General features: G+C 73.0%; 13 protein-coding genes. 10 read left to right on the plus strand and 3 right to left on the minus strand.

Translation table 11 applies throughout. The annotated features are described in order from the left end of the window. Positions 1–160 precede the first annotated feature (160 nt). From QF034_RS04795 to QF034_RS04820, 6 genes are all read left to right on the plus strand, one after another. The gene (locus QF034_RS04795; RefSeq protein WP_307173735.1) at positions 161–1,510 is read left to right on the plus strand and encodes an MFS transporter; all 1,350 of its coding nucleotides are present in this window, start codon (positions 161–163) and stop codon (positions 1,508–1,510) included. 21 nt (positions 1,511–1,531) lie between these two features. Continuing rightward, positions 1,532–2,191 carry a response regulator transcription factor gene (locus QF034_RS04800; protein ID WP_307173736.1) on the plus strand — a complete coding sequence of 220 codons (660 nt, stop codon included), beginning with the start codon at positions 1,532–1,534 and terminating at the stop codon, positions 2,189–2,191. A gap of 27 nt (positions 2,192–2,218) precedes the next feature. Then, positions 2,219–3,610, plus strand: coding sequence for a sensor histidine kinase (locus QF034_RS04805; RefSeq protein WP_307173737.1), 1,392 nt, complete (start codon positions 2,219–2,221; stop codon positions 3,608–3,610). Further along, complete coding sequence (locus QF034_RS04810) at positions 3,607–4,611, plus strand: TAXI family TRAP transporter solute-binding subunit (RefSeq protein WP_307173738.1); 1,005 nt, start codon at positions 3,607–3,609, stop codon at positions 4,609–4,611. The genes QF034_RS04805 and QF034_RS04810 overlap by 4 nt, the downstream gene beginning before the upstream one ends. 19 nt (positions 4,612–4,630) lie before the next feature. After that, on the plus strand, positions 4,631–5,575 hold the full coding sequence (locus QF034_RS04815) for an RNA polymerase sigma-70 factor (protein WP_307173739.1): 945 nt from the start codon (positions 4,631–4,633) through the stop codon (positions 5,573–5,575). A 103-nt stretch (positions 5,576–5,678) separates the two neighbouring features. Next, entirely contained in the window at positions 5,679–6,890 is a 1,212-nt protein-coding gene (locus QF034_RS04820; protein WP_307173740.1) for an NAD(P)/FAD-dependent oxidoreductase, read from the plus strand. 155 nt (positions 6,891–7,045) lie between these two features. Here the strand turns inward: QF034_RS04820 and QF034_RS04825 are convergent, their stop codons facing one another. Then, a complete protein-coding gene (locus QF034_RS04825) occupies positions 7,046–8,269 on the minus strand; it encodes an acyltransferase family protein (RefSeq protein ID WP_307173741.1) in 1,224 nt (407 codons plus the stop codon). 116 nt (positions 8,270–8,385) lie between these two features. After that, complete coding sequence (locus tag QF034_RS04830; RefSeq protein WP_307173742.1) at positions 8,386–9,300, minus strand: SDR family NAD(P)-dependent oxidoreductase; 915 nt, start codon at positions 9,298–9,300, stop codon at positions 8,386–8,388. Positions 9,301–9,454: 154 nt separating this feature from the next. Between QF034_RS04830 and QF034_RS04835 the strand changes: the two genes are divergently transcribed. After that, positions 9,455–10,312, plus strand: coding sequence for a helix-turn-helix transcriptional regulator (locus QF034_RS04835; protein WP_307173743.1), 858 nt, complete (start codon positions 9,455–9,457; stop codon positions 10,310–10,312). A 55-nt stretch (positions 10,313–10,367) separates the two neighbouring features. Here QF034_RS04835 and QF034_RS04840 read toward each other — a convergent pair whose 3' ends face one another. Beyond that, the gene (locus QF034_RS04840) at positions 10,368–10,952 is read right to left on the minus strand and encodes a helix-turn-helix domain-containing protein (protein ID WP_307173744.1); all 585 of its coding nucleotides are present in this window, start codon (positions 10,950–10,952) and stop codon (positions 10,368–10,370) included. A 118-nt stretch (positions 10,953–11,070) separates the two neighbouring features. On the opposite strand from QF034_RS04840, the gene QF034_RS04845 reads away from it, so the two are divergent. The 3 genes from QF034_RS04845 to QF034_RS04855 are packed head-to-tail and all read left to right on the plus strand — an operon-like array spanning position 11,071 to position 13,351. After that, on the plus strand, positions 11,071–11,907 hold the full coding sequence (locus QF034_RS04845) for an EamA family transporter (RefSeq protein ID WP_307173745.1): 837 nt from the start codon (positions 11,071–11,073) through the stop codon (positions 11,905–11,907). A gap of 60 nt (positions 11,908–11,967) precedes the next feature. Next, positions 11,968–12,675, plus strand: coding sequence for a B3/B4 domain-containing protein (locus QF034_RS04850; RefSeq protein ID WP_307173746.1), 708 nt, complete (start codon positions 11,968–11,970; stop codon positions 12,673–12,675). A 16-nt stretch (positions 12,676–12,691) separates the two neighbouring features. Then, positions 12,692–13,351: an FMN-binding negative transcriptional regulator gene (locus QF034_RS04855; protein ID WP_307173747.1), complete on the plus strand. Its 660-nt coding sequence runs from the start codon at positions 12,692–12,694 to the stop codon at positions 13,349–13,351. Positions 13,352–13,362: the final 11 nt, after the last annotated feature.

Genomic DNA, 13,362 nt, shown 5'->3' on the forward strand with positions numbered 1-13,362 from the left:
GTTCTTCCCCGTTCGAGGCCGCGCGGTTCACGATAGCAAGATCTCAACTCCCGACGTGCCCGAGCCCTAAGGGACTGTAAGGACTTGGTTCCCGGCATTGAGTGAGCCTGTTCGCGCCGTCGACTCTGTGTGCTCCCGGGCCGCAGACAAGGGAGTTCCGATGGCCACACAGTCCACCGCCGAGCGTGCGCGGACACCGCGCCGCGACGAACGCAGGGTCGTCAGCAACATCGTGCGCGGATCGATCGGCAACCTGATCGAGTGGTACGACTGGTACGCGTACACCGCCTTCAGCGTCTACTTCGCCTCCGTCTTCTTCCCCTCCGGCGACCAGACCGCCCAGCTCCTGAACACCGCCGCGGTGTTCGCCGTCGGCTTCCTGATGCGGCCGATCGGCGGCTGGGTCCTCGGCCGCTACGCCGACCGCCGTGGCCGCCGCGCGGCGCTGACGCTGTCGGTGACGCTCATGGCGGCCGGTTCACTGATCGTCGCGCTCACGCCGTCGTACGGCTCGATCGGGGTCGCCGCGCCGGTCCTCCTGGTCATGGCGCGGCTGCTGCAAGGTCTCTCGGTGGGAGGCGAGTACTCGACCTCCGCCACCTATATGTCCGAGGTGGCCTCGCCCGGCCGCCGCGGCTACTACTCCAGCTTCCAGTACGTCACCCTCATCGCCGGCCAGCTGACGGCGCTCGGCCTGCAGATCGTCCTGCAACAGGTGCTCAGCGCCGCGCAGATGGAGTCCTGGGGCTGGCGGATCGCGTTCGTCGTCGGCGCCGCGGGGGCGGTGATCGTGCTGTGGCTGCGGCGCGGCATGGACGAGTCCGAGAGCTTTGAGCGTGCCGCGTCGGAAGGCGAGCAGGAGAAGAGCGGCCCGGCCCGCGGCAGCCTGCGGCTGCTGCTGTCCTACCCGCGGCAGTGCCTGGTCGTCGTCGGGCTGACCATGGGCGGCACGCTGTTCTTCTACACGTACACGACCTACCTGCAGAAGTTCATGGTCAACACCAGCGGAATCGCCAAGCCCACGGCGGCCTGGATCAACTTCTTCGCGCTGCTCGTGTTCGTCGTGCTCCAGCCGGCCATGGGCCTGCTCTCCGACCGGGTGGGGCGGCGTCCCCTGCTGATCGCGTTCGGGGTGCTGGGCACCGTGGTGGTGGTGCCCTCGCTGACCCTGCTGTCGCACACCAGCGACCCCGTGTACGCGTTCCTGCTGATGGTCGTGCCGCTGGCCGTCAGTTCCCTGTACACCTCGATCAGCGCGGTGGTGAAGGCCGAGCTGTTCCCCACCTCGATCCGGGCGCTCGGCGTCGGCCTGCCCTACGCGCTGACCGTGGCCGTGTTCGGCGGGACCGCCGAGTACGTCGCCCTCTGGTTCAAGAACGCCGGACACGAGAACTGGTACTTCTACTACGTCACCGCCTGTGTCCTGATCTCGCTGCTCGTCTACATTCGGATGCGCGAGACCTCCGACGCGTCGCCGCTGGACGAGGGCGCTTCCCGGTCTCGCGACTGACGAGGCGGGAAGGAGGCGACCGTGCGGGTACTGCTGGCCGAGGACGACGACGGTGTGGCGGGCGCGCTGACCGAGGCGCTCTACGACAACGGTCACCTGCCGACCCATGTGCGGCGCGGTGAGGACGTGCTCGCCCGCCACCGGCAGGCGGACCTGCTGCTGCTCGACCTCGGCCTGCCCGACCTGGACGGCCTGGAGGTGCTGCGCAAGCTGCGCGCGGTCAGCGCCCTGCCGGTGGTGGTGCTCACCGCGCGGGGGGACGAGCGGTCGGTGGTGCGAGGTCTGCGGCTGGGTGCCGACGACTACCTGGTCAAACCGGTCCGGCTGGCCGAGCTGCTGGCCCGTATCGAGGCCGTCACCCGCCGCGCCACGGCACCCGCCGCCCCGGCGCCGCGCACCGTCCGCGTCGCCGACGTCGAGGTCGACCTCGACGCGCGCCGGGTGACGGTCGGCGGCGCGGAGGTGCGGCTGACCGCCAAGGAGTTCGAGGTCCTCGCCGCGCTGGCGGCCCGGGCCGGCACGGCGGTCAGCCGCCAGCAGCTGATGGACGAGGTGTGGGGCGACGCCTTCCTCGCCGTGTCCCGCTCGCTCGACGTGCACCTCACCCAGGTGCGGGCCAAGCTCGGCCGCCCCGAGGTGCTGACCACCATCCGCGGCTTCGGCTACCGCTTCGGCGACTGAGCCGGTCACTGACGGCAGGCCCTGTTCATGCGCACCCGCGTCCTCACCGTGGTCCTGGCCTTCGTGGTCCTCGCCGTGGCCGGCTTCGCCGTCCCGCTGCTGGCCGTCACCGCCGCGCAGCGCACCCAGCAGCTCGTCTCCGCGCGCACCGCCGACCTCGACCGTTTCGCCGGGCTGGCCGAGCAGGCCGCCGAGAGCGACGACACCGGCGCGCTCACGGCCGACGTGCGCCGCTACACCGAGCTGTACGGCGAGGCCGTCGTGGTCGTCGACGCCCGCCGTGCCCCGCTGGTGCAGACGGGCGGCCTGCGCGCCGCCGACCCGGCCGTCGCCCGGCTCGTCGACGCGGCGCTGCGCAACCAGCCCGTCTCGCCCGGCGGGACGCTGCGGCCCTGGTCACGGGCCGACCGGCTGCTCGCCCGTCCCGTGGGGACCGGCACCAGGGTGTCCGGCGCCGTGGTGCTGCGGGCCTCGGTGCGGGCCGCGGCGGACGACATCGCCCTGCGGTGGGCGCTCGTGCTGGCGGGCGCCGGGCTGTTCGCCGTGGCCTGTGTGCTGCTCGCCCGCCGGGCCACGCAGTGGGTCGTACGGCCGCTGCACCGCCTCGACCGCGCGGTCGGCGCCCTGGCCGCCGGCCTGCCGCCCGAGCACGCGCGGGCCGGCGGTCCGCCGGAGCTGCGCCAGCTGGCCACCGGCTTCAACCGGATGGCCGACGCGGTCACCACCGCGCTGGAACAGCAGCGCCGGCTGGTCGCCGACACCTCGCACCAGCTGCGCAACCCCCTGGCCGCCCTGCGGCTGCGCATCGACTCGCTCCAGCCCCATCTGCGCACCTCCGCCACCCGCACCTACACCGGCGTGACGTCCGAACTCGAACGCATGGAGCACCTCCTCGACGACCTGCTCACCCTGGCGAACGCCGAGCACCGTGCCGGTGAGCTGGCCGTCACGGACGCAGGGGAAGCGTGCTGCGACGCGACGGCGGTCGCCGCGGCCCAGGTCCGGCTGTGGCAGCCGGTGGCCGAACAGGCCGGAGTGCGCCTGGAGTTCGTCCCCGGCCCCGCCGTCCTCATGGCCTGCCCGGAGGGCGAGCTGGCCCAGGTGGCCGACATCCTCTTCGACAACGCGATCAAGTACGCGGGCAGCGGCGCCCGCGTGGAGGCACGCTGCTTCACCGAGGGCGCGGACGCGGTGTGCGAGGTGCGGGACGACGGACCGGGCCTGGACACCGGCGAACTCCCCCGCGCGGGCACCCGTTTCTGGCGCTCGGAACGGCACCGCGAGGTACGCGGCAGCGGCCTCGGCCTGGCGATCGCCGAGCGCCTGGTGGCCGGTCACGCCGGACACGTGGAGTTCACGGCGGCCGAACCGCACGGTCTGCGCGTCCGGGTCGTGCTCCCGAAGGGACCCACGGCATGACCGGCCCCGCCCGCCCCCCGGCCCGGCGCACCGTCCTGCGCGTCGGCCTCGGCGCGGCCGGCGCCGGCCTGCTCGCAGGTTCCGCGGCGGCGGACGCGCGGCGCGCGGACAGCGGCCCGGAGGGGGTGCTGAGGATCGCGACCGGCGAGACCGACGGGTTCTACGCGGCCTTCGGCCGACTGCTCGCGGCCCAGGTCACGGCCGCCTACCCCCGGCTGTCCTGCGAGGTGGTCAACAGCGAGGGCAGCGTGGCCAACGTACGCCTGCTCCGGGCCCGCCGGGCCGACGTGGCCCTGGCCCTGTCGGACATCGCGTGGGCGGCGTACGGCGGCACCGCGCCGTTCGGCCGCCGCGTCCCGCTGCGCGCGATCGGCAGGGTCTACGAGAACTACGTCCAGCTGGCCGTGCGCGCCGAGGCGCCCCTCCACAGCGTGTCCGACCTGGCGGGCCGCACCGTCTCGCTGGGGGCGCCCGCGTCCGGCGGTGCCGTGCTCGGCGACCGTCTGCTGCGGGCCGCGGGCCTGACCCCCGGCACGGACGTACAGGTCCGGCATCTGCTGATGCCCGAGGCGGCCCGTGCGATGCGGGCCGGCGCGATCGACGCCCTGCTGGTCGCGGGGGGTGTGCCGCTCCCCGTGCTGTCCGGGCTCGACACCCGCCCGGGCATCCGTCTGCTGCCCCTGTCCGGCCTGCTGCCGCGGCTGCGCGCCGGCCTCGGCCCGGAAGGGTCGGGTCTGGAGGCGGTGACGGTGCCGGCCGGGGCGTACCGGGGGACCCCCGAGGTCCGCACCATCGGCGTCGCCAACCTGCTGCTGTGCCGCCCCGGCCTCCCCGACCCCGTCGCCGCCGCCCTCACCCGCGTCCTGGTCCGCCGGGCCACCCGCCTCGTCCCCGCCCCGGCCCTCGGCACCCAGTTCCTCGACGCCCGCAGCCTGATCTCCACCGGCGCCGTCCCCCTGCATCCAGGGGCGGTCGCCGCCTATCGCGAACTGCACGGTTAGCGACGCTAGGATCATGGTCATGGCCCTGACCATGAACGACGTCGACCGGTTCGAGGCAGCCAGGCCCCGCCTGGAGGCCATCGCCTACCGTCTCCTGGGTTCCGCGAGCGAGGCCGAAGACGCCGTGCAGGAGACCTTCCTGCGCTGGCAGGCCACCGACGTCGACCGCATCGAGGTCCCCGAGGCCTGGCTGACGAAGGTGCTCACCAACCTGTGCCTCAACCAGCTCACCTCGGCCCGCGCGCGCCGCGAGACCTACGTGGGCCAGTGGCTGCCCGAGCCGGTGCTCGCCGGGGATCCGATGCTGGGCCCGGCCGACACCGCCGAACAGCGCGAATCGGTCTCGTACGCGGTCCTCGCCCTGCTGGAGCGCCTCTCCCCCAACGAGCGGGCGGTGTACGTCCTGCGGGAGGCGTTCGACTACCCGCACCGGGAGATCGCCGAGATCCTCGACATCACCGAGGCCGCCAGTCAGCAGATCCTCCACCGCGCCAAGAAGCACGTCGCGGAGGGCAAGGCCCGCACCGAGGTCGACGAGGCCGCCGCCCGGCGGATCGTCGACGAGTTCCTCGCGGCCGCCACCAGCGGCCGGACCGAGCCGCTCGTGCGGCTGCTCACCCAGGACGCCATCGCGGTCGGCGACGGCGGCGGGAAGGTCCCGGCCCGCGCCAGGGCGTTCGAGGGTGCCCTCGCGGTCGCGAAGTTCATGCGGGGCCTGTTCAAGCCCGGCAAGGCCAAGCGCGACCTGGTCGGCGGCTCGCCCGACGTCTACGCCACGACCGCCAACGGCGACCCCGCCCTCGTCGTGGTCCTCGACGGCCGGGTCATCGGCGTCATGTGCCTGGAGATCACCCCCGAGGGCATCGCCGCGTTTCGCAACCAGGTCAACCCCGACAAGCTCGAACGCGCGACCAGGCGGTGGGCGGCCTCCGACCACGGCGATCCCCTGCTCACGGTCTTCTGACCCCGCCGACCATGATGTGACGTGCTTCACACCGCCTTCCTGTCAGGAAACGGCGGGCTGCCCGGTTCAGGGGGCGAGTCCCGCTCAAGACAGGAGTCCGGAAATGCAGCACCGCATCGTCGTCCTCGGAGCCGGCTACGCCGGAGCCATCGCCGCCGGCCGCCTCGCCAGGCGGCTGCACCGTGAAGACGTCGCCATCACCCTCGTCAACGCCGAGCCCGACTTCGTCGAACGGGTCCGGATGCACCAGCTCGCGACCGGCCAGGACCTCCGTCCCCGGCCCCTCGGCGAGATGTTCGCGGGCACCGGCGTCGCACTGAAGATCGCGAAGGTCACCGGTGTCGACGTCGACCGCAAGGCCGTCGCCGTCGTCGACGCGAACGGCCCCGGCGAGCCGGAGGCCGAGGAGCTGGAGTACGACACCCTCGTGTACGCCCTCGGCAGCGGCTGGAACGACCAGGGCGTCCCCGGCGCCGCCGAGCACGCCCACCAGATCGCCGGCCGGCCCGGCGCACTGCGGCTGCGCGAGCGCCTGGCCCGCCTGGACGCCGGAGAGTCCGTGGTCGTGGTCGGCGGCGGACTCACGGGCCTGGAGGCCGCGACCGAGATCGCCGAGGCCCGCCCGGACCTCGACGTCGCCCTCGCCGCCCGCGGCGAGCTCGGCGACTGGCTCTCCCCCAAGGGCCGCCGGCACCTGCGGAAGGTCTTCGACAAGCTCGGCATCACCGTCCACGAGCACGCCCTGGTGACCGGTGTCGAGGCCGACCGGGTCAGCACCGCCGGCGGCGAGACGATCCCGGCCGCGGTCACCGTGTGGACCACCGGCTTCGCCGTCCACCCGATCGCGCAGGCCACCACCCTGGACGTCACCGACACCGGCCGGATCGTGGTCGACGGGACCATGCGCTCGGTCTCGCACCCGGACGTGTACGCCGTCGGCGACGCGGCCCTGGCCATGGGCCCGGGCGACAAGCCGCTGCGGATGTCGTGCGCCTCCGGCACGCCCATGGCGTGGCAGGCCGCCGACGCCATCGCGGCCCGCCTGACCGGCGGGAAGCTCCCGAACGCGCCGCTGCGCTACTTCAACCAGTGCATCTCGCTGGGCCGCGGGGAAGGCCTGATCCAGTACGTCACCGCCGACGACCGCTCCGTCCGGGCGGCCCTGACGGGCCGGCTCGCCGCCGTCTACAAGGAACTGGTCTGCAAGGGCGCGGTCTGGGGCGTCGCCCACCCGATGCTCGGCCTGCCGGCCCGCCGCCGTCACGTCGTACGGCAGCCGGCCCGGACGGGCTCGCCGGTCAGGACGGCAGCCTGACGCGCACGGCGACGACCCGACGGGCGTCAGGCCATGGCGGACTCGGCCACGACCATGTCGAAGGGCTCGATGCCGACTTGGCGCGCAGTGCGTCCGTGCGCTCGGGCCCTGCGGCAACAAGATCAAGGCGGCCACGGGCTGACGAGGCGGTTTCCTCAGCCCCGCATCCCGAACAGGAAACGCGTCACCCGCGTCCTGCGCACCAACAGCTCGTACGCCGCGAGCGTCAGGGCGAGGGAGATCGTCACCAGCACCACGTACTCGACCGGAATCAGCGCCCGCCAGCCCACCACGAAGTAGGCGACGGCGACGACGATCGGCTGGTGGAGGACATACAGCGGAAGGACGGCGGCGGCGAGGTACCCGTACACGCGCTGACGCCTCGTCGGAGCAGTCGGAGTCGTCGGAGGCAGGGGCCCCTGTGGTGGCTGTCGGCGGGAGCGGTCGAGGAGGCCCGGGATGGCGACCACCAGGCACCAGCCGGCCGCCCCGAACAGGGCCCGGGAGACGACGGCCAGGGGGGTCGTCGCCGTGAAGGGGTCGTCGGCCGTGGTGAAGCCCGGGGCGGCGGCCATGAACAGGAGGGTGCCGAGACAGGCCGCGGAGCGTGCGTCACGACGCATGACGGTGCGGAAGCGAGGGTCGGTGGCGAGGGTGAATCCGGCGGCGAAGAAGAGGAGGTACGACCAGCGGTGCCAGCCCGCGTAGTCCTCCTCCATGCCGGCGAAGGCGCAGATCGCGGCGAAGGCGAGGGCCGGGAGCAGTACGACGCCGCGCCGGCGCAGGGTCACGGCCGCCACGCGGTCGGCGAGCCGGCGGAGGGGCTCGTGGGGCAGGAAGCGGTGGAGGGGTGCCAGCATCAGGGAGAACGTCAGCAGCAGTACGACGAACCAGAGATGACCGGTCTCGAAGTGCTCCCCCTGGACGAGGAAGGGCAGTTCGTCGAACTCCACGTGCACGTCGAAGAAGCGGGGCAGGAATTCGACGTACGACTCGTCGTAGTCGGGGTCGGACGAGCGCAGCCGCAGCCACTGCGGGAGGGGGTTCAACAGGAGGGTCGCGAGGAGCAGCGGGGTTCCCAGCCGAAGCAAGCGCTCTGCGGCGAAGGTGCCCGCGCCACGGCGCTGCAGCGAGTGCCGGGCACTCAGGCCGGAGATCAGGAACAGCAGGGGCATCGCCCAGACGACCCCGAACCCGGCGATGATCGTGATGACTTCGGTGGTCTCGGCGTTCCTGACGTAGAAGTCGCCCTCGGTCGCGAACACCAGCGCCGAGTGGAAGAAGACCAGCCCGATGACCACCACCATCCGCATCACGTCCAGCTCCGGACGCCGCCCCTCCGGTAACCCCGCCTGCGGTGACTCCGTACGCGTCGCCATGCCGCGCCCTCCCCCGACTCGCGTGCGTTCCCACAGTGTTGGGCGGTCGGCCGTCGAGGGCCATACCCGCGGCGGAAGACTTGCTGCGACTCTGCGCGCGCATCCGTCCTGGCTCCTCACACTGCGGTCAACCGTTCGACGGCATCCCAGAGTTCGCCTTCGCGCCGTGGGTCGTAGGACTCCTCGGACGAGCGGTCCACACGGTTGCGGTCGACGTAGGAGCCGGTCGGCGCCCCGGTCGTGCCCAGGACGACGTCGGCGAGGCAGCGGCCCGCGGCGTTGCGGCCGGTGGCGAACGGGGTGAGGGCCATCAGCGGCAGGATGCGCCGCATGGCGAAGCGGGAGACGGGGTCGGCGTTGCGGGCGAGGCCGGTGCCGGGGACGAAGCCCGGGTTGTAGGCGACGGCGTCGATCCCGGCGGGCAGGCGGCGTGCGTACTCGTGCACGAGGTAGATGGCGGCCAGTTTGCTCGTCGAGTAGGCGGTGCGCCCGGCGGTCGTGGTGTCCGCCCTGGGGAAGGCGCCCGCGCGGGCGAGGACGTCCGGGGACTTCCAGGCCGGGCCGGGCACCATGCCCAGGTTGTGCCTGAAGTCGCCGAAGTGCGTGTCGCTGGCGGTGATCACGATCCGGGCGGGAGCGGCGAAGCGGTCCTGGAGCAGGCGGACGAACAAGTGGTGGGCGAGCACGTTGACCGTGAAGGTGGACTCGAATCCCTCCGGTCCTTCGGTGAGCGCGTTCGTGTACTGGATGCCCGCGTTGCCCACGAAGCCGCGCAGCGGCGGAAGGTCACCGTGGTCGAGCCGGCCGCGGATCTCGGTGGCGGCCGAGCGGACACTGCCCAGCGAGCCGAGGTCCGCCGAGACGTGCGAGACGGCGTGCCCGCCCGTGGCGAGTTCCGCGGCGAGCTGTGTACCGGAGGTTCCACGGGCGACCACCAAGAGGTGCGTATCCGGCGACCTTCGCAGGATGTGCCCGGCGGCGACGCGGCCGATCCCGCGGCTCGCGCCCGTCATCACGATGGTGTGCTTCACAGGGAGGCTCCTTCTCCGGTCAGCCGTGGGCGCCCCGGCTCGGGCACCTCGCTCCACGCTCGCCGGGTGCGCCGCCGCCGACCAGTGCCGTCCCCGTCACTAGGACTGGCAGTACCCAGGCTGTTGCCGGCGCCGCGCGGCGAGAATGACCCCCATGGCTTCCTCCCGCTCCGGCTTCGCCGAACTCCTGCGCGCCTGGCGCGACCGTCTCTCCCCGGCCGACGCCGGCTTCACCGTGACGGACGGCCGCCGTGCCCCCGGGCTGCGCCGCGAGGAACTGGCGCAGCTGGCCGGGCTGTCCGTCGACTACGTCCTGCGCCTGGAACAGTCACGCGCGAAGAACCCCTCGGCCCAGGTCGTCGGCGCTCTCGCCCGGGCCCTGCAGCTCTCCCGTGCCGAGCGCGACCAGCTGTACCGCAGCGCCGGGCTGCTGCCGCCGCGGGACGGGACGGTCAGCACCCATGTGCCGGCGGGCATCCAGCGGCTGGCCGCGCGCCTCGGCGACGTCCCGATCGGCGTGTTCAGCGCCGACTGGACCTTGGTGTGGTGGAACACGATGTGGAGCGCCCTGCACGGTGACCCCGCCCTCCTCCCGGCCGTCGAACGCAACCTCGCCCGTGCCCTCTTCGGCAACGGTGCCGCTCACGCCTCGATGCTCCCCGTCCGGTCCGAGCGTGGACCGGACGCCCTGGCGGCGTCGATCGTCGTCGACCTCAAGGACGCCGTCTCCCGCTATCCCGCGGACGGCCGGCTCGATCGTCTCGTGCGGGAACTGCGGGAGACGTCCGACGCCTTCGCCCGTCTCTGGACCACGCAGCCGGCCGCCGCCCAGCACACGACCGACCGCAAGACCATCCTCCATCCGGAGATCGGCGACATCCTGCTCGACTGCGATGTCCTCGTCGTCCCCGGCGCGGACCTGCGCATGGTCACCTACACGGCTGCGGCCGGAAGCAGCGGCGCGGGGAAACTGGACCTTCTCCGCGTCACACACGTCGCGAAACCGGCGTGACCGATGAGGTTCGCGAGTCCGCAGAGAGAAGCCGGTGCCGGCGTCGGCCGGGGGGTCAGTTCGCCGGGGCCGGGCCGGGCGGCAGGTGGACCGTCATGATCAGGTGACAGGCTTCGGTGCCCGAGCCGCGGTAGGTGTGCGGGGTGTCGCCGTCGAACGTGGCGGTCTGGCCCGCCTCGACGGGGTGCTCGGTGCCGTCGACGACCAGGGTCATCCGGCCGGAGGTGACGCTGACGGTTTCCACGACGCCGCCCTGGTGGGGGTGGCTCGGGTACTCCTCGCCCGGTTCGAGCCGCCAGCGCCAGATCTCGACCGGCGTCGGCCCCGACGTCGTCAGCATCAGCCGGGCCTCGCTGCCCCGCTCTCCGGTCCACAGGGGTGCCACGGCCTCGGCGGACACGACCCGGACCCGGCCTTCGGGCGATCCCTGCATCAGGGCCGAGACCGAGATGCCGAGGGTGTCGGCCAGCCGGACCAGCGTGGCCAGGTTGGGGTTGCCCTGCGCTTTCTCCAGACCCACCAGGGCGCCCTTGCTGACCTGGGCGCGCCGGCTCAGTTCCTCCAGGGTGAGGCCCGCGCGGATGCGGGCCGCCCGGACGTTGTGCGCGACCGTCCGCAGGGCTGCGGCTGTCTCGGCCACCTGATCACCATCCTTGCCGGCTGGAACATTCGACTGCACCGGACGGTCGTTTGGTTGACACCGGGCGGTCGTTCCGTTGTACGGTCTGGTCGTTCCACTGAATGGTAAGGGATGTGCTGTGATCGCTCTGCTGCTGGCCCTGGGCAGCTCGCTCGCCTACGGATGCGCCGATTTCCTCGGCGGCCTCGGCGCCCGCAAGGCCCATGTGCTGCGCACCGTCATGATCGCGGCCCCGGCGAGCCTCGCGGTCGAGCTGGTGCTGTGGCCGGTGCTCGGAGCCTCCTTCAGCGCCGGCGCCCTCGGCTGGGGTGCCGCCTCCGGGGTCGCCTCCGCCGCCGCGTTCGCCCTGCTGTACCGCACGCTGGCGATCGGTCCGATGAACGTGCTGTCGCCCGTGACGGCCCTGGTGTCCGCCGCACTGCCCGTCGGTGTGGGCCTGGTGCAGGGCGAGCACCTGGCCGCCGCGGGGCTGGTGGCTCTGCCGCTCGCGCTGGTGGCGGTCGTGCTGGTCAGCGCCGGGCACGGCGCGGGCTCGGCGCGTCCGTCCCGCACTGCGCTGCTGCCGGCCTTCGGCGCGGGCGCCGCCATCGCCCTCCAGCTGGTGTGCCTGCACCAGGCGCCGTCCGACAGCGGGGTCGCCCCGCTGGTCATCGGCCGGGCGGTTTCCTCGGCCGTCACCCTGGCCGCGGCGGGGCTGATGTACCGCAGGCTGGGCACCGAGCGGCCCGCGTACGCCCTGTCGGCCGCCGCGGGTGCGCTGGACTCCGTGGCGAACCTGTTGTTCCTGCTGGCCGCCCGCAGTGGGGACCTCGCCGTCGTCGCCGTGATCACCGCCCTCTACCCGGCCGGTACGGTGCTGCTCGCCCGCGGCGTGCTCGCCGAACGCATCCACCGCGGCCAGCTCGTCGGCCTGGGCACCGCCGCCGTCGCGGTCAGCCTCCTGGCCCTGACCTGAGCAGCCCCGCCTCTGAGCAACCCCGCCCCTGAGCCCCGAGTCGAGAAACGGAAACCCGCCGTGCCCGCCTTCCACCTCACCCCCGCCGTGGCGGAGGCCTTCCCCGACACCCTCATCGCCCTGGTCACCGCCACCGGCCTGCGCGGCCGTGAACCCTGGCCGCACACCGCCACCGCCCTGGAGGAACTGGAGCAGCGGCTCTCCGACGACACCTGGCGGCCCGCCGACGAGACGGACCCGCGTATCGAGGCCTGGCACACCGCCTACCGCTCCTTCGGCACCAACCCGCGCCGTATCCGCCCCAGCGTCGACGCGCTCGGCCGCCGCCTCGCCAAGAAGGGAACGCTGCCGCGCATCAACCCGGCGGTCGACTCCTACAACGCCGTCTCCGTCCGGCACGGCCTGCCCGCCGGCGCCTTCGACCTGTCCCGGGTCGCCGGGGACGTCGCCATCCGTTACGCGGACGGCACCGAGTCCTTCACCCCGCTGGGCGAACCCGACACCGTCGAGCACCCCAAGTCCGGCGAGATCATCTACGCGGACGCCACCGGCGTCCTGACGCGCCACTGGAACCACCGCGACGCCCACCGCACCCGCGTCACCGAGGACTCCACGCACGTCGCCTTCGTCCTGGAAACCCTCCACGCCCCGCGCGACGGCGGTCTCCTCAAGGCCGCGGCGGAGGAGTTGCAGGGCCTGCTCGCCCCGCATGCCGCCCGGACCGCCGTGCACCACCTCAGCCCGGCCGGCCCCGAGGCCACCGCCTGAGCGCGAAAGGCTGCCCATGTACCTCCCCAAGCACTTCGTCCCCGACGAGGCCGCGGTCCGTGAACTGCTGGCCCACCAGGGCGCGTCCGACCTGATCACCATGACCCCCGAGGGCCTCGTGGCCACCCTGTTGCCGTTCGAGTACGACCCGGAGGCCGGCGAACACGGCGCTCTCATCGGCCACATGGCGCGCGGCAACGACCAGTGGCGCCGGCCGGTGCAGGGCGAGGCCATGGTGATCGTCCGCGGACCCGAGGCGTACGTGACGCCCTCCTGGTACCCGGCCAAGGAGGAGCACCACCGGGTGGTGCCGACCTGGAACTACATCACCGCCCATGTGTACGGGCAGTTGGTCGTGCACGACGACCCGGCCTGGATCGAGGGCCACATACGCCGCCTGACCGACCGGCACGAGGCCGGGCGCGCCGAACCCTGGTCCGTCGACCAGGCCCCGGCGAAGTTCGTCGAGCGGCAACTGCGCGCCATCGTCGGCGTCGAGGTGGTCATCAGCCGGGTCGAGGCCAAGTTCAAGCTCAGCCAGAACCAGCCGCAGGGCACCATCGAGGGCGTCGCCGCGGGCCTCGAAGCACGCGGCCGGGCCGACGACGCCGCGGTCGCGGCAGCCGTACGCGCCCACGACCCGCATGCCGCCCGGGCCGGTCGCCGGGAGCACTGAAGCGACGCGGG

Origin of the sequence: Streptomyces africanus, assembly GCF_030816955.1 — a bacterium.
In the GTDB taxonomy this organism is placed as follows: Bacteria; Actinomycetota; Actinomycetes; order Streptomycetales; family Streptomycetaceae; genus Streptomyces; species Streptomyces africanus.

What these genes read in the sequence shown, in the direction of transcription:
- QF034_RS04820 (WP_307173740.1), top strand. Translation starts at nt 5,679, where the DNA reads ATGCAGCACCGCATCGTCGTCCTCGGAGCCGGCTACGCCGGAGCCATC.
- QF034_RS04825 (WP_307173741.1), bottom strand. Translation starts at nt 8,269, where the DNA reads ATGGCGACGCGTACGGAGTCACCGCAGGCGGGGTTACCGGAGGGGCGG.
- QF034_RS04810 (WP_307173738.1), top strand. Translation starts at nt 3,607, where the DNA reads ATGACCGGCCCCGCCCGCCCCCCGGCCCGGCGCACCGTCCTGCGCGTC.
- QF034_RS04855 (WP_307173747.1), top strand. Translation starts at nt 12,692, where the DNA reads ATGTACCTCCCCAAGCACTTCGTCCCCGACGAGGCCGCGGTCCGTGAA.
- QF034_RS04835 (WP_307173743.1), top strand. Translation starts at nt 9,455, where the DNA reads ATGGCTTCCTCCCGCTCCGGCTTCGCCGAACTCCTGCGCGCCTGGCGC.
- QF034_RS04795 (WP_307173735.1), top strand. Translation starts at nt 161, where the DNA reads ATGGCCACACAGTCCACCGCCGAGCGTGCGCGGACACCGCGCCGCGAC.
- QF034_RS04815 (WP_307173739.1), top strand. Translation starts at nt 4,631, where the DNA reads ATGGCCCTGACCATGAACGACGTCGACCGGTTCGAGGCAGCCAGGCCC.
- QF034_RS04805 (WP_307173737.1), top strand. Translation starts at nt 2,219, where the DNA reads ATGCGCACCCGCGTCCTCACCGTGGTCCTGGCCTTCGTGGTCCTCGCC.